This window comes from Pseudomonas sp. SJZ077 (genome assembly GCF_007993905.1).
Lineage (GTDB): Bacteria > Pseudomonadota > Gammaproteobacteria > Pseudomonadales > Pseudomonadaceae > Aquipseudomonas > Aquipseudomonas mandelii.
Genome location: NZ_VIUJ01000001.1, coordinates 501889 through 524975 on the forward strand (window position 1 = coordinate 501889; position 23087 = coordinate 524975).

At 58.5% G+C, this 23087-nt stretch carries 25 protein-coding genes and 1 tRNA gene; 5 read left to right on the forward strand and 21 right to left on the reverse strand.

The features are described 5' to 3' along the window. Window positions 1-503: 503 nt before the first annotated feature. From FBY01_RS02515 to FBY01_RS02545, 7 genes are all read right to left on the reverse strand, one after another. The gene (locus tag FBY01_RS02515) at window positions 504-716 is read right to left on the reverse strand and encodes a hypothetical protein (protein WP_010456577.1); all 213 of its coding nucleotides are present in this window, start codon (window positions 714-716) and stop codon (window positions 504-506) included. Between the two features lie 106 nt (window positions 717-822). After that, window positions 823-1005 (reverse strand): hypothetical protein, encoded by a 183-nt coding sequence (locus tag FBY01_RS02520; protein ID WP_145305867.1) that lies wholly within the window; start codon window positions 1003-1005, stop codon window positions 823-825. A gap of 127 nt (window positions 1006-1132) precedes the next feature. Next, complete coding sequence (locus FBY01_RS02525; protein WP_010456581.1) at window positions 1133-1561, reverse strand: glycine zipper domain-containing protein; 429 nt, start codon at window positions 1559-1561, stop codon at window positions 1133-1135. Between the two features lie 193 nt (window positions 1562-1754). Then, the gene (locus FBY01_RS02530; RefSeq protein ID WP_010456583.1) at window positions 1755-2126 is read right to left on the reverse strand and encodes a hypothetical protein; all 372 of its coding nucleotides are present in this window, start codon (window positions 2124-2126) and stop codon (window positions 1755-1757) included. Window positions 2127-2462: 336 nt separating this feature from the next. Continuing rightward, window positions 2463-2648 carry a hypothetical protein gene (locus tag FBY01_RS31765; protein ID WP_010456584.1) on the reverse strand — a complete coding sequence of 62 codons (186 nt, stop codon included), beginning with the start codon at window positions 2646-2648 and terminating at the stop codon, window positions 2463-2465. Window positions 2649-2835: 187 nt separating this feature from the next. Further along, complete coding sequence (locus tag FBY01_RS02540) at window positions 2836-3156, reverse strand: YbjQ family protein (RefSeq protein ID WP_145305865.1); 321 nt, start codon at window positions 3154-3156, stop codon at window positions 2836-2838. A gap of 329 nt (window positions 3157-3485) precedes the next feature. Next, window positions 3486-3575: transfer RNA gene (locus FBY01_RS02545), tRNA-Ser, on the reverse strand. A 307-nt stretch (window positions 3576-3882) separates the two neighbouring features. On the opposite strand from FBY01_RS02545, the gene FBY01_RS02550 reads away from it, so the two are divergent. The 3 genes from FBY01_RS02550 (at window position 3883) to FBY01_RS02560 (ending at window position 6642) form a co-directional block, all read left to right on the forward strand. Beyond that, window positions 3883-4572, forward strand: a complete 690-nt coding sequence (locus FBY01_RS02550) for a crotonase/enoyl-CoA hydratase family protein (protein WP_010456588.1) — start codon at window positions 3883-3885, stop codon at window positions 4570-4572. A 214-nt stretch (window positions 4573-4786) separates the two neighbouring features. After that, complete coding sequence (locus FBY01_RS02555; RefSeq protein ID WP_145305863.1) at window positions 4787-5509, forward strand: 1-acyl-sn-glycerol-3-phosphate acyltransferase; 723 nt, start codon at window positions 4787-4789, stop codon at window positions 5507-5509. 161 nt (window positions 5510-5670) lie between these two features. After that, window positions 5671-6642, forward strand: coding sequence for a magnesium and cobalt transport protein CorA (locus tag FBY01_RS02560; protein WP_145305861.1), 972 nt, complete (start codon window positions 5671-5673; stop codon window positions 6640-6642). A 54-nt stretch (window positions 6643-6696) separates the two neighbouring features. Here FBY01_RS02560 and FBY01_RS02565 read toward each other — a convergent pair whose 3' ends face one another. From FBY01_RS02565 to FBY01_RS02575, 3 genes are all read right to left on the reverse strand, one after another. Beyond that, complete coding sequence (locus tag FBY01_RS02565) at window positions 6697-7425, reverse strand: amidotransferase (protein WP_010456594.1); 729 nt, start codon at window positions 7423-7425, stop codon at window positions 6697-6699. A 95-nt stretch (window positions 7426-7520) separates the two neighbouring features. Next, a complete protein-coding gene (locus FBY01_RS02570; RefSeq protein WP_077748177.1) occupies window positions 7521-9665 on the reverse strand; it encodes a 3-hydroxyacyl-CoA dehydrogenase NAD-binding domain-containing protein in 2145 nt (714 codons plus the stop codon). A 25-nt stretch (window positions 9666-9690) separates the two neighbouring features. Continuing rightward, entirely contained in the window at window positions 9691-10896 is a 1206-nt protein-coding gene (locus tag FBY01_RS02575) for an acetyl-CoA C-acetyltransferase (RefSeq protein ID WP_145305859.1), read from the reverse strand. Window positions 10897-11494: 598 nt separating this feature from the next. Between FBY01_RS02575 and FBY01_RS02580 the strand changes: the two genes are divergently transcribed. Continuing rightward, a complete protein-coding gene (locus tag FBY01_RS02580; protein WP_145306348.1) occupies window positions 11495-12316 on the forward strand; it encodes a cytochrome c in 822 nt (273 codons plus the stop codon). A 120-nt stretch (window positions 12317-12436) separates the two neighbouring features. Here FBY01_RS02580 and FBY01_RS02585 read toward each other — a convergent pair whose 3' ends face one another. From FBY01_RS02585 to FBY01_RS02630, 10 genes are all read right to left on the reverse strand, one after another. After that, window positions 12437-13252: a transglutaminase family protein gene (locus FBY01_RS02585; protein WP_145305858.1), complete on the reverse strand. Its 816-nt coding sequence runs from the start codon at window positions 13250-13252 to the stop codon at window positions 12437-12439. Continuing rightward, window positions 13249-14199 (reverse strand): alpha-E domain-containing protein, encoded by a 951-nt coding sequence (locus FBY01_RS02590; protein WP_010456611.1) that lies wholly within the window; start codon window positions 14197-14199, stop codon window positions 13249-13251. The genes FBY01_RS02585 and FBY01_RS02590 overlap by 4 nt, the downstream gene beginning before the upstream one ends. Before the next feature lie 12 nt (window positions 14200-14211). Continuing rightward, window positions 14212-15621, reverse strand: coding sequence for a circularly permuted type 2 ATP-grasp protein (locus FBY01_RS02595; protein WP_010456613.1), 1410 nt, complete (start codon window positions 15619-15621; stop codon window positions 14212-14214). A gap of 393 nt (window positions 15622-16014) precedes the next feature. Continuing rightward, window positions 16015-16356 carry a ribonuclease E inhibitor RraB gene (locus tag FBY01_RS02600; RefSeq protein ID WP_010456615.1) on the reverse strand — a complete coding sequence of 114 codons (342 nt, stop codon included), beginning with the start codon at window positions 16354-16356 and terminating at the stop codon, window positions 16015-16017. 214 nt (window positions 16357-16570) lie between these two features. Further along, on the reverse strand, window positions 16571-16804 hold the full coding sequence (locus tag FBY01_RS02605) for a hypothetical protein (RefSeq protein WP_145305856.1): 234 nt from the start codon (window positions 16802-16804) through the stop codon (window positions 16571-16573). A gap of 176 nt (window positions 16805-16980) precedes the next feature. Beyond that, the gene (gene speE, locus FBY01_RS02610; RefSeq protein ID WP_010456619.1) at window positions 16981-17856 is read right to left on the reverse strand and encodes a polyamine aminopropyltransferase; all 876 of its coding nucleotides are present in this window, start codon (window positions 17854-17856) and stop codon (window positions 16981-16983) included. A 247-nt stretch (window positions 17857-18103) separates the two neighbouring features. Further along, window positions 18104-18295 carry a PLDc N-terminal domain-containing protein gene (locus FBY01_RS02615; protein WP_010456621.1) on the reverse strand — a complete coding sequence of 64 codons (192 nt, stop codon included), beginning with the start codon at window positions 18293-18295 and terminating at the stop codon, window positions 18104-18106. Between the two features lie 64 nt (window positions 18296-18359). Beyond that, on the reverse strand, window positions 18360-18890 hold the full coding sequence (locus FBY01_RS02620; RefSeq protein ID WP_145305854.1) for a hypothetical protein: 531 nt from the start codon (window positions 18888-18890) through the stop codon (window positions 18360-18362). Window positions 18891-19133: 243 nt separating this feature from the next. After that, entirely contained in the window at window positions 19134-19652 is a 519-nt protein-coding gene (locus FBY01_RS02625) for an ankyrin repeat domain-containing protein (RefSeq protein ID WP_010456625.1), read from the reverse strand. 96 nt (window positions 19653-19748) lie between these two features. Continuing rightward, entirely contained in the window at window positions 19749-21575 is a 1827-nt protein-coding gene (locus tag FBY01_RS02630) for a long-chain-acyl-CoA synthetase (RefSeq protein WP_145305852.1), read from the reverse strand. A gap of 344 nt (window positions 21576-21919) precedes the next feature. On the opposite strand from FBY01_RS02630, the gene FBY01_RS02635 reads away from it, so the two are divergent. Further along, window positions 21920-22198 carry a DUF3509 domain-containing protein gene (locus FBY01_RS02635; RefSeq protein WP_010456630.1) on the forward strand — a complete coding sequence of 93 codons (279 nt, stop codon included), beginning with the start codon at window positions 21920-21922 and terminating at the stop codon, window positions 22196-22198. Between the two features lie 205 nt (window positions 22199-22403). Here FBY01_RS02635 and mtnC read toward each other — a convergent pair whose 3' ends face one another. Next, on the reverse strand, window positions 22404-23087 hold the full coding sequence (gene mtnC, locus FBY01_RS02640; protein WP_145305850.1) for an acireductone synthase: 684 nt from the start codon (window positions 23085-23087) through the stop codon (window positions 22404-22406).

A 23087-nucleotide genomic window follows, 5' to 3' on the forward strand; every position in this document is an offset into this window, starting at 1 on the left:
AAGAAGAACCTGGATTAACCGCCGGAACCACTCGTCCCCCCACCAGCACCACCCGTCCCTCCTCCCGCACTTCCCGAACTCCCACCACTCCCACCACCGCTCATCCCGGAACCACCAGAGCTACCGGATCCTCCAGACCCACTCCCAGAACCACTCCCCATCGAACTTCCACCACTCATCGACCCGCTTCCCGATCCCGGGCTGGTGCTACTCCCGCTCGCATCACCCGCATTCCCACCACCAATGGAGCCAGGCGGCAACGCCTTCCCGTCTCCAGAACCCGCGTTCATTTCAGTAGACGGCGGCATCCCGCCCTTATCGACCGGAGCATCGTTGCCGGAAGACTGAGCAAACGCCGCCATTGAACTGATCGACAACACGCTGCTCACCGTCAGGACCATCAATGTTGACCTGATCATGGTGCATCTCCTCTAAAAAGGTGCGTACCTGATTTCTGGCAGCGTTGGCTTTTTAAAGGTGCCGCTCAATCGACGAATGGCTTTTCAGCTGGGCTCACCGGAGCCATCGTTACCGGCAATGTCCGGGTCTTCGGGGGTGGCCTCAACATCGCCACGTTTCACATCATCAGTCGGCACCTGCTCAACCGCAGTGTCGTCGTCAGGCGGACGTTGATCGCGACTCAGGGAATCGGTGGGCGAAGGCAGCGGGTATTCAGGGGTGTCGTCGTCATCGTCGACTTTCGGATCAGCATTCATAAAGCACCTCTCGAAGGGCCTGAAAAGCAGGCCCTGAAATTTCGAGGGCTGGGCAATGCTTGCGTTCGATCAGTGAGACGATCGGTCGATAGCACATCAACGCCGGTCAATCGTCGTCTTCTTCCTCTTCTTCGTACTCGGCGTTTCCCACATCCCCAGCGTCATCGGAGTCGTTGAGCGGGACCGTTGCGTCATCCATCAAAGAACCCGGATCTTCGTTGCCGGGGTCATTGATGAACGGAAGCCCACTTGGGCCTTTTTCTTCCTTGCCTTCGGTTTCAGGAGTCATGGCAGTCCTCGCGACGTTGGGGGTGTATGACGTTCGAGGCGGCTTGCGACCAAACGTTCCGGGGACTACCAGGCAGATACGAAAAAACCCGGCCTGGGCCGGGTTTCTGATATCACTCGATGTCGAATCAGTGATGTTTATTCTTGTGCTTGTTTTTGTGCTTATTCTTATGACCGCCTCCGGAATGGGAGCCGCCGTTGTCGTTGCCAAGGTTGTTGCCGACCGCACCACCCGCTGCGCCACCCAGGCCTGCGCCAATGGTCGAACCGGTAGAACCGCCGAGGCTATTGCCGATCACGGAGCCGCCTGCCGAGCCTAATCCACCACCAATTGCGGCCTCTGTGCGACTGCCCTTGTTCGCGCCAACAGCGCTGCCCGCAGCACCGCCAACACCGGCGCCAATCGCTGCGCCTGTGCTGCCGCCCATTTGCTGACCCACTACGTTACCCAGTGCGCCGCCAAGACCGCCACCAACTGCAGCAGTGCCATCACCGGCAGCCATTGCACCTTGAGCGACCAAAAGTCCCAGAAACAACGTGGACAATGTCAAACGCATGATATGAACCTCAAATTCCGCATCGGGGGTAAGAGTACGCATTGCGGATGGGCGTGAGTCTAACACCTGCACTCACTGAATCCGGCCAGCGATGAAGGTTGGACATCCGCAAATTCAAAGTCTGTGAAAAACGAAACATCCAGATACGAAAAGCCCGGCATTTAGCCGGGCTTTTCGAGGTTATCGCTCAGGATCAGTGACGCTTGTGACCTTTGGCCAGATTGCTGCCCACGCCGCCGCCCAATGCGCCGCCCAAGCCTGCACCAATGGTCGAACCAGTCTTGCCGCCCAGGCTGTTGCCGATCACCGAACCACCGGCCGCACCGACGCCGCCACCAATGGCCGCTTTGGTGCGGCTGCCTTTACGTGCTGCCACGGCACTGCCGGCTGCGCCCGCAACACCCGCGCCGATTGCCGCGCCGGTGCTGCCGCCCATGCTCTGGCCGACCACGTTACCCAACGCACCACCCAGACCACCACCGATCGCAGCAGTGCCATCACCGGCAGCCATCGCACCTTGAGTCACCAGAAGTCCCAGAACCAGAGCAGGCAGTGTTAAACGCATGACGAAAAACCTCAAAAATAGGGAATACCGAAAAGCCGGGGATTGAATGCTTTCGAGGAGTAAACGTCCACACAAAAGCCGCCGCTCCTCGCAATTGGCGACGTTTGGACAGCTTTTATGGAAAAGGTTTTATGACAGGCAAAAAAAAGCCCGCTGGGGAACGGGCTAGGGTACTGCTTTCTAACGGATGAGCTGAGACTACATACTTGGGTGTGAAAACTTTGTGAAAAAACATCAACAGAAAATTCTCGCTTGTCGGTCGACCATTTTTTGGGGTGTCGAGCCCCTGTAAAAATAAAAAACCCCACTCATTGGCGGGGTTTGTCCGGTTGACCATTACTTCCTGGATGTCACTCTTTTTGGCAAAAACTTCGACCTGAGCACCTTGGTTGCTGCGGATCTGACTTTGCTGGTCTCGACCTGATCTTCACCGAAGCTCGCCACATACTCCGTCTGGCCACACTGCACGCAATTGTTGATTGGAAATTCTGCCCCGTCGTCTTCGATATACGGATCAGTCATAGCGCTTCCCCTCTCAAAGCGGGATCGATACCGGCAAGCCCTATTGCCTGAAAAATATCGACCACCAAGGCTTTTGAGACTAGCCGGTCATTACCGGACTTGTAGTTCAGATCTCCGCATGCCCGACGAATGGACCCCGCCGTTTCCTACAAAATCAGCTGGCGATCAAACAGATTCATTCCGTCACTCACCTCAGCTTGACCGCCGTCCCGGTCACAAACACCACGACCATCCCACCCTTGCCGGCCGGCATGCTGATCTCAAAATCGAGCCCCACCACTGCATCCGCCTGAAGCGCCCGCGCCCGCTCCCTGATCTCCTCGGTCGCCTGAATCCGTGCCTCCTTCAACGCCCGCTCCAGCGTCTGGGAACGCCCACCGAAGAAATCCCGCATGCCGGCGAACACGTCGCGAATAACGTTGACGCCCTGCACCGATTCGGCGCTGACGATGTCCAGATAGGCGGTGATTTGGCGGCCTTCGATGGCGTGGGTTGTGGTGGTGATCATGGGGATTCCTTCTTCATAGAGGCGCGCATTATTCCTCTGCGGCCAATCGTTGAAAACAAAAAGCCCAGCAACGGCTGGGCTTCGATAATCAGGTATCACAGTTCTTCAGGCATATTTACAGAGTCAAAGAAGCTTGCCGTCGGAAGCCCCCATCCGCTTGGCGCTCCTGCGTTACTTCCCACACGCCTTTCACTATTCCTACACCATTTTCAGAAGCGACTTCGCTTATTCGCTTGAGCCAACAACGGTGCCATGATTCAAATACTAACGCCAGAAACCACAAAACCCCTGATTTCTCTCGAAATCAGGGGTTCTGGTTACATCGAATTTGGCGGTGAAGGAGAGATTCGAACTCTCGATACAATTTCTTGTATACACACTTTCCAGGCGTGCTCCTTAAGCCACTCGGACACTTCACCGTATCTCTTCAAACATGTTCTGTCTGTCGAGGCGCGCTAATGTAGTCGAAAGCTTTTCTGATGGCAAACTTTTTTTGCAGAATTTTCATGCGCTTAGCGTTTCAGTCGTTCCTGTCGGTTCCGGGCGATGGCAAACCTGCCAATCTCCGGCTTCGCGCCCTCTTCTATAAGCAGAGGAATGCGCGGCGGGAGTGGCGAGCTACGCTTGCCCGGCGGGGAAAGGGTGACTGGCGGGTCAGTCACGGCGCTTTACCTGGCCTGCGGCGGTGGGTAACGTCTGCCCAACTTTCATACAAGGAATAGCGTCATGAGTGAGTTGATTTCCTACCATCTCGAAGACGGTATCGCGACCCTGACTTTGAGCAATGGCAAGGTCAATGCCATTTCCCCGGACGTGATTGCTGCGTTTAATGCTGCGCTGGATCAGGCGGTGACTGATCGTGCAGTGGTGATCATTACCGGTACGCCGGGGATTCTGTCCGGCGGTTATGACTTGAAGGTAATGACGTCCGGCCCGAAAGAAGCGGTCGCGCTGGTGACGGCCGGCTCGACGCTGGCCCGTCGTCTGTTATCGCATCCATTCCCGGTGATTGTGGCGTGCCCTGGGCATGCGGTGGCCAAGGGCGCGTTCCTGCTGTTGTCGGCGGACTACCGCATTGGTGTCGACGGCCCGTTCAGCATTGGCCTGAACGAAGTGCAGATCGGCATGACCATGCACCATGCCGGTATCGAGATCGCGCGTGATCGTCTGCGCAAATCGGCGTTCCACCGCTCCGTCATCAACGGTGAGATGTTTAATCCACAGAGCGCCGTGGATGCCGGCTTCCTCGACCTGGTGGTGTCGGCCGAAGAGCTGCAAAGTGCTGCGCTGGCGGCGGCGCGTCAGTTGAAGAAGATCAACATGACCGCGCACAAAAACACCAAGCTGAAAGTGCGCAAGGCGCTGCTGGATACACTGGACAACGCGATCATCCTGGATCAGGAACACATGGGTTAAGCCCGGACAGGCTGCACAGAAAAGCCCGACCGTCGTGTCGGGCTTTTTCATACACGCGCTGTTGAAAAATCCACAACCGCTCTAGCACGCATCTGACCCACAAGTCGGAAACATGCGCACAAACATCGCCTATCTCCTTCCTCTATAGCGGCAATTGCCGAAAACAGTGCACATCCGTACACTGCGCCACCTTTTGTCCCGGTGGGGCCTGTAAATGCTGTTTGCGTTTCGTATGTTATTGATGGGCCTGCACTTTATTCTGGCCGGTGTGCTTGGGGTGATTCTGGGCCTGTGCCGCCCGTTCAACCCGGACAACAGCCGGTTGTGCGCGCGCCTGTATGCGTGGCCGGCGATGTGTATTTTGCGTTTGCGGGTGAAGGCCGATGTCGGGCCGTTGATGGATAAGCCCGACAGCTGCGTGATCATCGCCAACCACCAGTCCAACTACGATCTGTTTGTGTTCGGCAACGTGGTGCCCCGCCGCACCGTATGCATCGGCAAAAAGAGCCTGAAGTGGGTGCCGCTGTTCGGGCAGTTGTTCTGGCTGGCCGGCAATGTGTTGATCGACCGCGGCAATGCGCACAAGGCGCGCCAGTCGATGTTGACCACCACGCACACCTTGCAGCATCAAGACACATCGATCTGGGTTTTCCCCGAAGGTACGCGCAACCTCGGGGAAGAGTTGTTGCCGTTCAAGAAAGGCGCGTTCCAGATGGCGATCGCCGCGGGCGTGCCGATCGTGCCGGTGTGTGTCAGCAGTTACGTCAAACACATGCGATTGAACCGCTGGCGCAGTGGGAAAATTCTGATCCGCTCGCTGCCAGCAATTCCTACGGCGGGATTGAGCCTGGATGACATGCCCCGGCTGATGGCACAGTGCGGCGAGCAGATGCGCGAATGCATCGAGTCGATGGACCGGCAACTCCAAGCCGTTTGACAATAAAACCCGCCTAGTGCGGGTTTTTTTCGCCTGTGAACTTCTGCCGGCGAACTCGGCAGATTTCATTGACTCTCAAGCAGCAGACAAGGCTAAGCTGAGCACGGCTCGCCACTGGGTCTTTGTTAATCAAAAGCGCTAATAAGAAGTGAACCAAAATCATGGGTAGAGTTGTTGCTGCTGCGGTTTATAGCGCCGGTAAAAAAGTCACCAATATCACCCTCGACGAAGGCGCGGCCTGGGCAGCAAAGCCTGGCCACTTTGTCTGGATCGGCCTTGAAGAGCCGAACGCGCAGGAACTGACCAACCTGCAACGCCAGTTCAACCTGCACGAGCTGGCCATCGAAGACGCCTTGGAAAAACACAGCCGACCGAAACTCGAAACCTTCGGCGATGCCTTGTTTATCGTCACGTATTCACCGGTCCGGCATGAAGGCAAACTGGAGTTCATCGAGACTCATATCTTTGCCGGCAACGGTTACATCATTACCGCGCGCAACGGTCATTCGGCGTCCTACGCCCTTGTCCGCCAGCGTTGTGAGGCGCGTCCGCTGTTGTTGGAGCACGGGGAAGATTTCGTCCTCTATGCCATCCTCGATTTCGTGATTGAAAACTACCAGCCGGTGGGCGAAGCGATCCATGCCGAGATCGATGAGCTGGAGCGCAATGTGTTGTGCAGCGCGCTGAATGAACATGACATCCAGAAGCTGCACGGCCTGCGCCGGGACGTCTTGCGCTTGCGGCGTTATGCGGCGCCGATGGTGGAGATCGGTGAGGAACTGCAGAAGCTGAGCTTTCCGTTTATCGACAAGAACATGCGCCCGTACTTTCGCGATGTGCAGATTCACGTCACACGGCAGATGGAAGACCTGACGACCCTGGCGGACATTGCCAGCCAGACCATCGAGGTCGGGGTGTTGCTGGAGGCTTCACGGCAGAGCGTTGTGCAGCGCAAGTTTGCGGCGTGGGCGGCGATCCTGGCGTTTCCGACGGCAGTGGCGGGGATTTACGGGATGAACTTCCAGAACATGCCGGAGTTGACCTGGCATTACGGGTATTTCGCGGTGCTGGGGTTTATTGCGGTGGGATGTGTGAGTTTGTGGGCGAGTTTCAAAAAGTCCGGGTGGCTTTGAAACGCTTGTGTGGCGAGGGCGCCTGCTCCCTCGCCGCACATTCGCTGCAATGTTTTAAACCGCTTTAGCTTCTGGCTTATGCGCCACAAACCGCATCATCCACTCCGCAACGGTCGTGCCGTGATGCTCTTGCTCAAGGCTCGCCACACCTTTCGTATAAACCTGCTGACCCAGTGCCTCCTGTCGAATCTCCAACAGCGCACGGGAATAATCGTGAATGAACTCCGGGTGCCCCTGGAAGCACAGCACCTGATCGTTGATGTGGTACGCGGCGAAAGGACAGAAATCGCTCGAGGCGATAACCGTGGCGTTTTCCGGTAGCGACGTCACCTGGTCCTGGTGGCTGATCAACAAGGTCAGTTCTTCACGCACCGGACTCATCCATGGCGCCTTGGCAGCGAGTTTGTATTTGTGAGTGCCGACGCCCCAACCTTGGGTCGCTCGTTCGCTCTTGCCGCCCAGCAGCAGCGCCAACAACTGATGGCCGAAGCACACGCCCAGCAACTTGTCGCCGCGTTCATAACGCTTCAGCAAGTAGGCCCGCAGGGTTTCGATCCACGGATCGGTGCCGAAGGAATCGGCCTTGCTGCCGGTAACGAGGTAGGCATCGAAGGTCAGATCGTCACTGGGGTACTCGCCCTGCATCACGTTGTACACGGTGAACTCGGCAGCGATGGGTTGCTGCGAAAACAGATTCTGGAACATCTGCCCGTAACCCTGATATTGATCGACCAGTTCCGGACGCAGGATGTCGGTTTCCAGAATGCAGATGCGTAACGACATAAAAAATACCTGACACGTGATGGGAATAATGCACACCCCAGAGCCTGCCTCGAAACACGGTGACAAGGCAAGCCCCGGAAGGCGTCATACGTCCCTTAGAACGCCTCCCCTTTGGCCGCTTTCTCCAGCAATAACGCAGGCGGCGCGAAACGCTCGCCATACTGCTGAGCCAGGTACTGGGCGCGGGCGACGAAGTCTTTCACCCCGTACTGGTTGATGAACTGCAGCGCGCCGCCGGTCCAGGCCGCGAAGCCGATACCGAAGATCGAGCCGACGTTGGCGTCCGCCGTCGAGGTCAGCACACCCTCCTCCACACAACGCACGGTTTCGATGGCTTGCACGAACAGCAGGCGATCGCGCACATCCTTTGGCGAAATCTGCCCGTCGGCTTTCTCGAAACGGCTTTTCAGCTCAGGCCACAGATGTTTCTGGCCACCGACCGGGTACTCGTAGAACCCGCCCCCTGCGGCTTTACCGGGCCGCTTGTATTCGTTGAGCAGCAAGTCAATCACGGCGAACGCGGGGTGCTCAATCAGCGGTTTCCCTTCTGCTTGCAGGTCTTTGGCGGTTTGCTGGCGGATATGACTCATGAGGCTGAGGGAAACTTCGTCGGAGATCGCCAGAGGCCCGACAGGCATACCGGCCTTGCGCGCTTCCGTCTCGATCATCGGTGCACTCACGCCTTCGCCGAGCATGGCGATGCCTTCGTTGGTGAAGGTGCCAAACACCCGGGAAGTGAAGAAACCACGGCTGTCGTTGACCACAATCGGCGTCTTCTTGATTTGCAGGACGAAATCGAACCCGCGCGCCAGGGTTTCGTCGCTGGTGTTGGCGCCCTTGATGATTTCCACCAGCGGCATTTTCTCCACCGGGCTGAAGAAATGCAGACCGATGAACTTCGTTTGATCCGGCACGGCGGTGGCCAGGCCGCTGATCGGCAAGGTCGAGGTGTTGGAGGCGATCACTGCGGCCGGGCCGACGACCTTTTGTGCCGCCGAGGAGACTTTGGCTTTCAGCTCGCGATCTTCGAATACCGCTTCAATGATCAGGTCGCAACCGGCCAGGTCGGCATCGTTTTCGGTGGTGTGGATCCGCGCCAGGATTGCCTCTCGCTGTTGCGGGAGCATCTGGGCGCGTGCGACTTTCTTGTCCAGCAGCGCCGCCGAGTGGGCCTTGCCCTTCTCCGCTGCTGCGAGGTTGATGTCCTTGAGCACCACTTCAATGCCGGCCGAAGCGCTGACAAAGGCGATGCCCGCGCCCATCATCCCGGCGCCCAGCACGCCGACTTTTTGCGTGACACAAGGTGCAAACCCCTTGGGCCGCGAGCCGCCGGCGTTGATCTCGTTGAGCTGGAACCAGAAGGTGCCGATCAGGTTTTTCGAAATTTGCCCGGTGGTCAGTTCCGTGAAATAGCGGGTTTCGATCAGGTGCGCGGTGTCGAAATCCACTTGAGCGCCTTCGACAGCGGCACAGAGAATCTTCTCCGGCGCGGGCATGCAGCCCTGGGTTTTGCTGCGCAGGATCGACGGTGCGATGGCGAGCATTTGCGCGACTTTAGGGTTCGACGGCGTGCCGCCGGGTATCTGATAACCCTTCACGTCCCACCGCTGTGCGGCGGCCGGATTGGCAATAATCCAGGCGCGCGCCTTGCTCAGCAATTCATCGCGATCTGCGGCCAGTTCATCGATCAAACCCGCTTGCAAGGCCTGTTGCGGCCGGACTTTCTTGCCTTCGAGCAGGTACGGCAAGGCTTTTTCAATGCCCAGCATGCGCACCATACGGACTACCCCGCCACCGCCCGGCAGCAAGCCAAGGGTGACTTCCGGCAGGCCGAGTTGCACGGATGGATTGTCCAGCGCGACGCGGTGATGGCAGGCGAGGCAGATTTCCCAGCCACCGCCCAACGCAGCGCCATTGATCGCGGCCACCACCGGTTTGCCGAGGGTTTCCAGGGTACGCAACTGGCCTTTGAGCGTCAGGACCATGTCGTAAAAGGCCTTGGCCTCGGGTTTGCCGACCTTGATCAGTTCATTGAGGTCGCCGCCAGCAAAGAAGGTTTTCTTGCCCGAGGTGATGATGACCCCGGCAATGCTGTCCTTTTCGGCCACCAGGCGGGCGACGCAGGCGGCCATGGCCTCGCGATAGACCGCGTTCATGGTGTTGGCGCTCTGGCCCGGCATGTCGATGGTCAGGACGACGATCTGGTCCTGACCTTTTTCGTAACGAATGGCTTCAGTCATGTCACTTGTTCCTTAAGGTCGGGGCTCAGAGGCGTTCGATGATGGTGGCAATGCCCATGCCGCCGCCGACACACAGGGTCGCGAGGCCATAGCGCAGACGCCGGGTTTCCAGTTCATCGAGCAGCGTGCCGAGAATGGCGCAGCCAGTGGCGCCCAGCGGATGGCCCATGGCGATGGAACCGCCGTTGACGTTGACCTTGTCCGGGTCGATGGCCATGTCATTGATGAATTTCAGTACCACCGAGGCGAAGGCTTCGTTGACCTCGAACAGATCGATGTCTTCAACCCGCAGCCCGGCCTTGGCCAGTGCTTTGCGGGTGGCCGGCGCCGGGCCGGTGAGCATGATGGTCGGGTCGGTGCTGGTGACTGCGGTGGCGACAATCCGCGCCCGAGGCTGCAGACCCAGCGCACGGCCCTTGGCTTCGGAGCCAATCAGCATCAGGGCGGCGCCATCGACGATCCCGGAGCTGTTGCCCGGTGTGTGAACGTGGTTGATCCGCTCCACCTGGCTGTAAACGCGCAGCGCGGTGGCGTCAAAGCCCATCAGCCCCATCATCTCGAAGCTGGGCTTGAGTTTGCCCAGTCCTTCCAGGGTGGATTCGGCGCGGATGAACTCATCGTGATCGAGCAGGATGATGCCGTTCTGATCCTGCACCGGCACCAGTGATTTGTTGAACGAACCGTTGGCCCGCGCCCGCGCTGCCTTTTGCTGGGAATGCAGCGCGTAGGCATCGACGTCCTGGCGGCTGAAACCTTCAATCGTGGCGATCAGGTCGGCACCGACGCCTTGCGGGGTGAAATGGCTGTGCAGATTGGTTTCCGGGTCCAGCGCCCAAGCGCCGCCGTCGCTGCCCATGGGCACACGGGACATGGATTCGACGCCGCCGACCACCACCAGGTCTTCGAAACCGGAACGGACCTTCATCGCACCCAGGTTCACGGCTTCAAGCCCCGAGGCGCAGAAGCGATTGATCTGCACGCCAGACACGCTGACGTCCCAATCGGCGACTTGTGCCGCCGTCTTGGCGATATCGGAGCCCTGATCGCCAATTGGCGTGACGCAACCGAGCACCACATCATCGACCTGACGGGTGTCCAGCGACGTGCGCTGCTGCAACGCCGTGAGCAACCCGGCCACCAGATTTACTGGTTTGACGCTGTGCAAGGCGCCATCGGCCTTGCCTTTGCCACGGGGCGTGCGTAACGCGTCGAAAATCAAAGCTTGGGTCATGACGTCCTCGAACCTGGGCGGTGAGTAAATACTGAGCTTCCACCTTAGGCCGAGCCGCCATGGATTCAATGACCGCAATGCTCACTGGCGTTGACGGACACGCTCAGACGGACGGTCACTCGGATGCGGATTAACCGATTAACGTCACCAAGCTGTCTAGCAAACGGGCGCCCAAGTAGCTGGCAATAGGCCTCATGCCTTTTTAAAAGCTTTAAGCAAGCAAACCATACGAAATGGATCTAAACCAAGCGTGACGCGGGCTCTAAGGTGAACATGTACGAAGTTGTCGTCGGGTTTTGCCGAGGCACTCGTCTTACAGGAAGTTCAGCGCTCTGCCGTCATGGAGATATGCAGGCAGGCATCAGGAAATAACAAAAAGGGCGGTCAAGCCATGTTCAAGCATTCGAAAGTACGTCAAGCCGGGCTCATTCTTTTCGCCACTACGCTGTTGTTGATTTTGCCGAACTTGACCAAGGTGATCGGTTAAGCGGTCTTCAAATAATACGGCGCCAGGTTTTTACATCGCCCTCTTAAAAATGTGACTGGCTCGCTACCCGGGCCAGCGTGGGTGTGCCAACCTTTGCGGCACTTGCACGACATGGACGGCGATCATTTGAAAACGCTCATTCTCTTTGGGGCCTTGATGCTCAGCACGCCCTCGTATGCCGCACAGCTAAGCCTTGAGCTGGGCGCGAGCAGTCGCACCTGGCAGACCGAGGAATTGCTCAAGCATCCTCAGGTCCAGACCATCACTATCAGCGACGACGTTTCCTACAAGCGGGACATGAGTTATCGCGCAGTTCCGTTGGCGGCGTTGTTGACCGGCATCAAGCCTGAAGACCATCTGCAAGCCGTGGCGCTGGACGGATTTGCCGCTGAACTGTCGGCGGCGCCGTTGCTGAACGCCAAGGGCGCGCGCGCGTGGCTGGCGATTGAAGACCCGGCGCAACCGTGGCCGGCGTTATCTGAAGGGAAACCGGGTGCCGGGCCGTTTTATCTGGTGTGGGTCGATCCGCAAGCCGGCAACATCAGCCCGGAGCAATGGCCGTTTCAAGTGGCGAGTATCAAGCGCATGGCGCCCGTGGCCGAGCGCTTTCCTGCGCTGCTGCCGGATCCGGCCTTGAAGGCGGATGATCCGGTGAACAAAGGCTTTGCGCTGTTTCAGAAGAATTGCCTGGCGTGTCATCGATTGAACGGTGCAGGGGATGCGCAGTTCGGGCCGGATCTGAATATTCCGTTTAGCCCGACCGAGTACTTCGGGGCGGATTTTCTGAAGCGCTACATTCGAGATCCGCAGAGTTTGCGCCAGTGGCCTCAGGCGAAGATGCCGGGTTTTGCGCCGACGGTGTTGCCGGAGGGGGATCTGGAAATGCTGGTGGGGTATTTGAAGCATATGGCTGGGCGCAAAGCTAAGCCCTGATCCATTCCCTGTAGGAGCGAGGCTTGCCCGCGAAGGCGTAGTGTCAGTCGACATCAATGTGAATGACAGTACGCCTTCGCGGGCAAGCCTCGCTCCTGCAAGGGGGCCGTGGTGTTCCTGTTATTGCTGCTGAACGGAGATAATCGGCGCTGGCATCGGCGTCGGCGAAACAAACACCTTCGCGTGCATTTGCTCACACCCACCGCCCCGGCGCATCCTGCGTACAGGGCAGGCATCCAGGTAATCCAGGCCCACCGCCAGTTTCAAATGCCGTTCCGGCCGGGCCAATTCATTGGTCACATCGAAGCTGTACCAAGCGTCATCGAGCCAGGCTTCGGCCCAGGCGTGACTGGCCAGGTGTTCGCTATTCTCGCTGTACAAATACCCCGACACATAACGTGACGGAATGCCCAGGCTGCGGGCGCACGCGAGAAACGCGTGCGTGTGGTCCTGACAGACACCGGAACGCCCGGCGAAGGCCTGGGCGGCGCTGGTATCCACTTCGGTGGAGCCCGGCGTGTAGGTCATGTGCGAATTGAGGCCATGCATCAAGTCGATCAACGCCGTGCGATCCCGGCGTTTTTTACATTCCTTTTCCGCGAACGCACGCAGGGCTTCGTCGGCTTCGGTCAGGCGCGTGAAGCGCAGGAACGGCAGTGCCGACTGGCTTTCATGTTCGGCTTCGCGCAGCTCGTCGATGTCCACCTGGCCACGGGCGCCGATGATGATCGCCTCGTGGGGCTCGTCCATGGTCAGCACATGCAGGATGTTGCCGAACGGATCGAGTTGCGCGCGTACCGGGCGCGGCAGGTCGAGTTGCCAGCTGAGCACATGCTGACGCTCGCTGTCGTGGGGTGTCAGTCGCAAGTACTGGATGCTCGCCCGCACCTGATCTTCGTAGTGATAGGTGGTTTCGTGGCTAATGGAAAGTCTCATGCAGCCTCCAGGTAGGAACTGTGAATGGCGTTACCCAACTGGCGCACCAGCGGGATGAATTCGGTCAGCCAGGCGTGCAGGCCTTCGTCGAGAATTTCGTTGATGCCGGTGTAGCGCAGACGCGCGTCCATCTCCGCCGCCAGACGTTGCGCGGGACGGCCATTGGCCCCCGGCAACTGGGCAAGGATCTGGTCGATTTCTTCGGTGCAGGCACGCAGGGAACGTGGCACATCGGCGCGCAGCAACAGCAACTCGGCCACATGCCGGGCACCGGGTGCATCGCGATAGATCTCGGTGTAGGCCTCGAACGACGACAACGCCCGCAACAACGCGCTCCACTGGTAATACGCGTGAGCAGTGCCGTCGCTGACCGCTTCGGCCTGATCGCCGGCCATTTCGTAGCGGGCGTCGAGCAGGCGCAACGTGTTGTCGGCCCGTTCGATAAACGTCCCCAGGCGAATGAAGCGGAACGCATCGTTACGCATGATCGTGCCGTAGGACGCGCCACGGAACAGGTGGGAACGTTCCTTGATCCACTCGCAAAAACGGCTCATGCCGTAGCGACTCAGGCCTTGCTCGGCGATCCCGCGAATTTCCAGCCAGGTGGCGTTGATGTTTTCCCACATGTCGGCGGTGATTCGCCCACGCACCGCATGGGCACTGGCCCGCGCCGCGCCCAGGCAGCTGTAGATGCTCGCCGGGTTGGCCGCGTCCAGTGCGAAGAAATGCAGCAGCCGCTCGGCGTGCAAATCACCGTGGCGCTCCAGGTAATCGTCCAGGGTGCCGGTAATCAGCAGCGGCATGGCCAGTTCGTGCAGACCGTCACCGCGACCGTCCTGCGGCATCAGCGACAGCGAATAACTGATGTCGAGCATCCGTGCGAGGTTTTCCGCCCGCTCCAGGTAACGCGACATCCAATACAAATCCGAGGCAGTTCTACTTAACATGGCAGGCTTCCTTCAATCCTCGACCACCCAGGTGTCCTTGGTTCCGCCGCCCTGGGAAGAATTCACCACCAGAGAGCCTTCACGCAGGGCGACACGGGTCAAACCGCCGGGCACAACCCGGGTTTCGCGGCCAGACAATACAAACGGACGCAGGTCGATATGGCGTGGTGCAATGCCGTTTTCGACAAAGGTCGGACAGGTCGATAGGGACAACGTCGGTTGCGCGATATACGCATGAGGCTTGGCTTTGATCCGCGCGCGGAACGACTCGATTTCCGCTGCGGTCGCCGCCGGCCCCACCAGCATTCCGTAACCGCCGGAGCCCTGGGTTTCCTTGACCACCAGGTCTGGAAGATTGGCCAGCACGTGGGACAGTTCAGAGGGATTGCGACACTGGAACGTCGGCACGTTCTTCAGGATCGGCTCTTCGTCCAGGTAGAAACGGATCATGTCCGTGACAAACGGATACACCGATTTGTCGTCCGCGACCCCGGTGCCGATGGCATTCGCCAGCACCACGTTGCCGGTTCGGTAGGACGACAGCAGCCCTGGAACGCCGAGCATCGAATCCGGGTTGAACGCCAGCGGGTCGAGGAATGCATCGTCGAGGCGACGGTAAATCACGTCGACCGCCTTCGGCCCGTCCGTGGTGCGCATGAACACCTTGTCGTCGCGCACAAACAGGTCCGCGCCTTCCACCAGCTCCACGCCCATCTCTCGCGCCAAAAAGGCGTGCTCGAAAAACGCGCTGTTGAAGCGACCCGGCGTCAGCACCACCACGCTCGGATTATCGATCGGGCTGGAGCTTTTCAGAGTGTCGAGCAGCAGGTTCGGATAGTGGTCGATCGGCGCGATGCGCTGGGCCGAGAACAACTCGGGAAACAGTCGCATCATCATCTTGCGGTCTTCGAGCATGTAGCTCACGCCGCTGGGTGTACGCAGGTTGTCTTCGAGCACGTAGTACGTGCCGTCGCCATCGCGTACCAGATCGACACCGGAAATGTGCGAATAGATATCGCGGTGCAGATCGAGCCCTTGCATCGCCAGCTGGTATTGCTCGTTGGCCAGCACCTGCTCGGCCGGAATGATGCCGGCCTTGATGATGCGCTGCTCGTGGTAGAGGTCGGCGAGGAACATGTTCAACGCCTTGACCCGCTGGATACAGCCGCGCTCGACGATCCGCCATTCACTGGCGGGGATGCTGCGCGGGATGGTATCGAAGGGAATCAGGCGCTCTGTCCCCTGCTCATCACCGTAGAGCGTGAAGGTAATCCCGGCGCGATGAAATAACAGATCGGCCTCGCGTCGCCGTTGTGCCAAGAGCTCGTCAGGCGTCTCGGCCAGCCAACGGGCAAACTCCCGATAATGCGGGCGGACCTGGCCGCCGGCATCGTACATCTCATCAAAATAGGTGCGGATCATGCCGTACTCCTTGTCACCCGGACATCTAGGCATCGCAAGGCCCGTGCCATCGGCAGAAACGCTTTGTTATCAATCAGTTGGAGAATCACGCCGTTTGCACCGCACCAATCCTGTGCAGCAAACGCCCCACGCTGATCGCCCCCGCTTCATTGCAAGGCGACGTTGTCACCTATCACCAGCATAGTCAGAGTTGATTTCACTGCCCGGCCGGCGGTGCGGATAATCCGCGCATCCGCTGCAAAACCTGACCGAACTTCCCTTTAGCCGCCTGCTCAGGCGGTTTTTTTTGCCTCGGGATTCTTGTTTCAGGGTTTTGCCAAGGGGCGGATGCCACAAACGAAAACGGCCAACCCGAAGGTCAGCCGTTGCTGAGCGTTGTCACTGTTCATAACGTTATGCGAGACGCCCTCGTATTTCCTGCTTGACGCCCCACCCTTCGAGGATGCCGCCCAGAGGCTCAACCACCGCCTCGAAACCCTGTTCGAAATCGCCGATATCATCGTAGGTGGCGTACATGACTTTGCTCAGTTCGAGCGCCCATGCGCCGTCATCGCGCACACTGATTTGCGCGTTCAAGGATTCACCTTTGTATTGCCCTGCCGCCCTGCGTGCCCGCTCCTCGTCCGGGAAAATGGCGTAGAACTCGATGGGATGGAACCGTGAAAAATCGAAACCGCCTTCTTTCATGCGGCGCAACACGCTGCTGCTGATGTCTTCTTGATAGGCTGTGCTCATGAAACGTCCCCCTCAATCATGATGGATAGACTTTCCGTATTCCCGGCACGCGCAACCGATTGGTGCGAGCGATGCGGCAACCAGGTCGCCGGTGGGAAGCAAGCATGTAGCTGACAAGTCCAGACCTTAGCGATCCGTTCGCTGATCTCGATTGCAGAGTAGCCCCAAGACGGAGGCGCTGCCAAGGCCTGGATAAGAATGAGACAGGTGTTGTTCAGATTGGCGTGATAACGAGGATTTGAATGCTGTTCTGCGCTTTGAGACTTTTTACGCCGGCATCAGCGGTGCGCCCTTCCAGATCATTCAGATCCAGCTCAGCGGCGACAGGAAGGAGCCGGCCTTTGATGAGTTTCGCGGCTTGCTCATTATCCGGGCACTTGTCGCACTCAAAGACTTCATCGACTCTTTCACCGTGATCATCCACGAAAGTGATTTTCCACTTTTGCATCAGTGCCTCCTCGAACAAACCCGCAAATGGGCTTACAAGCATCTGGACGTTTGGCCTGAGTGATCGTTCAAACGGATTACCGCATGCAGGTATGAAAAACATACAGGAACCTGCAGGAGCGAAGCTTTCGCGAGCAAGCTTCGCTCCTGCAAGGGGGCTATGCGTACATCTTCAGTTTAGTCGTTGCTTGGCTTGTTGATCGCTTGCAGCACGTATTGCGGCAAAGCGAAGGCGCCGATGTGGATTTCCGGGTTGTAGTAGCGGGTGATGATGCCGCTGCCGGCGAAACGCTGTTGCAGGGTTTCGCGGGACAACTTGCGATAAGCGGTGTTGGTCGCCCCCCAGGCAAAGGTCATCGAGCCGCCGATGTAGGTCGGCACCGCGGCCTGATAGAAGTGCCAGTCCGGGAACAGACTGCGCAGGCGACCCGCGGTGGTTTTGACTTCTTCGATCTGCATGAACGGCGTGCCGTTCTGCGTGACCAGGATGCCGCCCTCGTTCAGGCAGCGACGGCAGGCCTGGTAGAAGTTTTCGGAGAACAGCACTTCACCCGGACCGATCGGGTCAGTGGAATCGGAAATGATCACGTCGAATTTTTCGGTGGTGGTGGCGACGAAACGCATGCCGTCATCGATTACCAGATTCAGGCGGGGATCATCGAACGCACCCTTGGAGTGGTTCGGCAGGAATTCCTTGCACATGTCGACCACGGTGCCGTCGATCTCGACCATGGTGATGTGCTCGATGCTGCGGTGCTTGGCCACTTCACGCAGCATGCCGCCGTCGCCACCACCGATGATCAGTACACGTCTGGCGGCGCCATGCGCCAGGATCGGCACGTGGGTGAGCATCTCGTGGTAGATGAATTCGTCGGCCTCGGTGGTCTGGATCACGCCGTCCAGCGCCATGACCCGGCCCATGCGCGGGTTCTCGAAAATCACCAGGTGCTGGTGTTCGGTGCGCACTTCGTGCAGCAGTTTTTCCATGCGAAAACGCTGGCCGTAGCCTTCGTAGAGGGTTTCCAGGTATTCGCTGGTGGTGATGTTGCTCATGGGAAGTGCTCCGATGAATGCGGTGGCAACGGACGGTTACCCGCCCATGATGGCCAATCGATCGGCTCGATTAACCGGGAAAGGCGCGCATTCTACGTTGCGGAAGATGACAGGTCGAACCTTCTGACACCCACATACCTGTAGGAGCGAGGCTTGCCCGCGAAGAACGATAACTCGGTCTCTCTGTTAAACCGTTTAATCGTTTTTCGCGGGCAAGCCTCGCTGCTACAGGGGGGCGGTGTTGGGGTCAGATCCGCACATTGCCCCGGGGCCCGGCGATAGCCCAGATGATCAGGCCCAGGACAGGCAGCAGCAGAATCAGCAGCACCCAGATGATTTTCATCCCTGTGTCAGCGCCACTTTTGAGCACGTTGATGATTGCCCAAATGTCCAGGACAAGAATAATCAGGCCGATCAGGCCATTGAACGTGGAACCCATGGTGTCGCTCCCTAAGAGTGGTGTGCACTCTTAGGATAGCCGGGCCTTGCGAGGGTTCCGTATTTTAAACGTGGACCGCTATTTTCAGGGCTTCGAGCGATGGCGCGGCGGTGATACCCACTTGCGCGCACAACTCGAGCACGCGCGGTACGTCGTTGCCGTAGACCAACACCACTTGCAGTTCGTCGTCGAGCAACTGGCTGAAGTTCATCAGCGTGTAACCGCCGTTTTCCTTGTTCATGCTGCCCATCTGCACCTGAATGCGGTTGAGCGCTATCAGGGCTTCGGTCTTGGCCAGTTGCTTGGGTTTGATGTTGAAATCAACGCCGGGGCCGAACGAGGCGACGATCTGGGCGAACAGGTCGACGTAGGTGTCGGCCTGGAACAGCACGGTTTCCGGCAGACTGCCCACTACAACCCACTCGCCCAGTGGAATCGGGAAGGAGTCGTCGTAGTTGATATCCGGATTGGCCGTCAGAAAAGCCTCGGGATCGGCGTAGGCCTGAGCCGCTTCGTCAGCGACTTTCAGGATTTCGTCATCGCTCATGCACCCGGAGCTGATTTTAGTGATGAGTTCGACGAGTGCGGCTTTCATGGGGCGGATCCTGTAGCGAGTGAATTTTGAGGGCACGAAGGATAGCGCATTCGGAGAGAGTTACCGAGCAGACCAAAACTGCGTGGCGAGGGCGCTTGCTCCCGCTCGGCGGCAAAGCAGTCGTCAATCAGGTGAAAGCGGTCGACCTGATCTACTGCGGTGAATGGTTTTTCCGCTTCGCAGCCCCGCGGGAGCAAGCTCCCTCTCCACAAAAGCCTCGACACCACAGGGGAGCGTGCGTACTCACGCCAGCAGTTTTTGCAACTGCGCGGTGGTATCGACCGCGCCCATGGTTTTCGCGGCGTCCAGCGCGGTGACGCCATTGGCATCCTTGGCTTTCGGATCGGCGCCTTTGCTGATCAGGTAATCGACGATTTCAACGCGGTTGAACATCGCCGCCATCATCAGCGCGGTGCGGCCGTCGAAGGATGAGCCTTCCACTTGTGCGCCACCCTCGACCAACGCCTTGACCACCGCCAGGTCGCCCTTGAACGCGGCGCCGGCAATCGGGCTCTGGCCATTGTCGTTGCGGATTTCCGGGTCGGCCTTGTGTTCCAGCAGCACTTTCACCGTCTCCACGTGGCCGTGGTAGGCGGCGAGCATCAGCAAGGTGTCGCCCTTGTGGTTGCGCAGGTTCGGCGGCAGGCCTTTGGTCAGCAACGCAGCCATCATGGCCGCATCGCCCTCGCGTGCCTTGTTGAATACCTGTTCGGCAAATTCAGCGGCTTCTTCGGGGGTCATCTGGCGGCTTTGGTCTGACATCGGGGACTCCACTGTCTGTCATTCGGAAAGCCGACAGTTTCCCGAGCAGCCCCAAGGCTGTCACTTCTTTTTTCTCAAGAGCCGCCATAGCCACATTCAATAGCGGTACTTGCCGCCGCGAATATCCGCCAGGATCTGGTCGGTGACTTGCACGTAAGTCTGGGTGCCGGGCAGCCAGGCGTAGATCGGGTCATCGCCGGTTTTGCCGGGGTCGAAGGCTTCGTCCTTGAGCCGGGTTTTCTGGTATTTGAAGGTCCCGGTGGTTTCCATTTTCACTTTCACCCGCAGGAAAAGCGGCACCGCATACGCGGGCATTTGCTCGCGGGCAAACGCCAGTAACTCGCTGAAATCCAGGGTTGCCAAGGATTCGGCTGGCGTGATCGCGGCCATGCCGGCACGTCCGTTGGTGTTCAGGATTTCCACGCCATACGCCACGGCTTCTGAAATATTCGGGTGTTGCAGCAAGATGTTCTCGACCTCGGTCGTCGAGACGTTCTCACCCTTCCAGCGATAGGTGTCCCCCAACCGATCAACAAACTGCGCATGGCCAAAACCGATATTGCGCAGCAGATCGCCCGTATTGAAGTAACGGTCGCCCCGGGTGAACACGTCGTGGAGCACGACTTTTTCAGTCTTCTGCGGATCGGTGTAACCGTCCAGCGGCGCCTTGTCGTCGATTCTCGCCAACAACAGACCCTGCTCGCCTTTGGCAACTTTGCGCATGAAGCCCTTGGCGTCACGAATCGGCAGGCCGCTGTCGTGGTCGTAGGCCACCAGCTCCCAGGCCATCAGGGAAAAACCGATGGTGTTGTCGAAGTTGAGGATGTTGGTGAAGCCGATATTGCCGTCGCTGGCGGCGTATAGCTCACAAATGTGCTCAACCGCAAAGCGCGTCTTGAACTCGCGCCAGGCGCCGGGCCGCAGGCCATTGCCGATCATCTTGCTCACGCGGTGTTTGCTGTCCTCGGCCGTGGGTGGTTGATCCACCAGGTAGCGGCATAATTCGCCGACGTAACCAAGGGTGGTCGCCTGGTATTTGCGCACGTCGTTCCAGAACTGGCTGGCGCTGAATTTGCGGCGGATGGCAAATCCTGCGGCGCCGCTGATCGCCGCCCCCCAACACACGCAGAGCCCGGTGGCGTGATACAGCGGCAAGGTGCAATAGACGACATCCTCAGGCTGCATATTCAGGGCGATCTGGCCGAAGCTCGCCGAGCTGCGCATCCAGCGACCGTGTTTGAACACGCCCGCCTTGGGCAACCCGGTGGTGCCTGAGGTGTAGATATAGAAACAAGGATCGTCGAAGAAAACCTGCTGGCTGCTGGCCGGATTTTCACTGGACGCCTGGGCGCTGGCGCTCATCAGGTTGATGAAACCGTCGGGGGCATGGCCGGGATGTCGATAGGTGTCTTGATCGGCGACGAACCAGGTGCGCGTCGGCTCGATCGACACCCGCTCGCGGACGGCACTGAAAGCCGGGACCAGTTCTTCGCCCACAATGATCGCCGCAGGCGCCACGAGGTTCAGGCTGTGGGCCAGGGTGTCGCGGGTTTGCGAGGTATTGAGCAAGGCACTGATCGCGCCGACCTTGGCCACTGCCAGAATCGTCACCAGCAGTTCTGGACGGTTCTCGAGAAAAACCGCCACCACATCACCCTTGCGGATGCCTTGGGTAATCAAGTGATGGGCGATGCGATTGGCCCACTGATTGACCTGTGCATAACTCAGCGTCACGTCGCCTTGCAGCAACGCGGGCCCATCGGGATTGCGCAAGGTCGCTTGCTCGAACGTCCAGCCGAGGCCACACGCTTGGGTCGGATCCTTGACGTTGGCAACCTTCATGCCCTTCACCACCCGAGGAATGGCTTTGGCAATGGAAGGCAGTTTGCGGAGCATCATGCTCCAGGTAATCGTGTCGCTCATGCTTGCTCCCGTTCGATCTTTTTATTGTCGGGCGGCGGTCTATGAGTCCGAAAATACGTCAGCGGTTCTTGAGCTGTACACGCGGTTTTTGAAATGTTTTGTATCCGCGCCCCGAGCGTTCGAGATCGCGAACCTCAGCGCGGGTGATTGGTTCCATCCAATCGAGGCCGACCCCGCAAAATGCAGGATGCACGATGGCCATTCATGCAGATTGCACGAAACCGAAAATCCACCAAAAATATAAATCATTGATTTATAACGATTTTAAAAATATCAGGTGCTGGCACAATCACTGCAACTACCTCTCCATGCTTGCCAATCAAGTGCTAACGGAGCTGATAGACATGAGCCTGATCCAAGAAAAATTTACCTCCCTGTTCTCCAACTTCGAAGTGAACACCCAACCACGTCCGGATGGTGGCATTCTGCTGACCCTGCGCAGCACCGAAGGCAAAGTGTTCAAGCGTTCGATTTCGTACCAGCAATTGCATGCCGGCGATCAGTTGTCGTGGGTGATCAGTGCAATTCGCCGTGATCTGGCCGAACAGGCCAGCGAACTGCCGCAGATCTCCATGCTGCAAAGCCAGCAGCGGTTTGCCCTGCCGACCTATCACTCGGCGTGAACCTTGCGGTTGTGTAGATAAACGCGCTGTAAAAAAACAGGCCGTGAGAGCTTTCGCTCCACGGCCTGTTTTGTTTTTGAAGCTGCACTGAGCCTTTGTAGGAGCGAAGCTTGCTCGCGAAGGCGATGGAGCAGATGTCAATAATGTTGACGGACACGCCGCCTTCGCGAGCAAGCTTCGCTCCTACAGGTAAGTCGTTTCGACGTTAAAAGGCGGAAAGATCAATCCGGGCAAAACTGTCGACGGTGACATGCCCTGCCAGCGCCCCGCCTTCCCGGGCCAGTCCGCAAGTGGCCATGCCAGCGGCGCGCGCCGCGTCCAGTTCCTCGACGATATCGGACAGAAACACAATCTGCGCAGCCTCCAGCCCGATCGCCTGGGTGATGCGCTCGTAAGAGTGTGCTTCACGCTTGGGCCCCGACGTGGTGTCGAAATAGCCGCTGAACAAGGGCGACAAGTCCCCCGCCTCCGAGCAACCGAAGATCAGCTTTTGTGCCTGGATCGAGCCCGAGGAATACACAAACAGTTTAAAACCGTCCTGATGCCAGCGCTTGAGCGCTTCAACGGCGTCCGGGTAAACGTGACCTTTCAACTGTCCGGCCTGATAGCCCTGCTCCCAGACCATGCCTTGCAATGCTTTCAGCGGCGTGGCCTTGCGGTCTTCGGCAATCCAGCCCAGCAGGATTTCGATCACCCGCTCAACGTCGGCGTCCGGTTCGTTGCTGTCACGGCGCACGGCGGCCAGTTGCTCGGCCACATCTGCGCGCCCGGCGTGTTGGCGAACAAATTCCGGCAGGTGTTTGGCGGCATACGGAAACAGCACGTCGAACACAAAACTCACCGCGCTGGTGGTGCCTTCGATGTCGGTGAGAATCGCTTTGATCGGCAT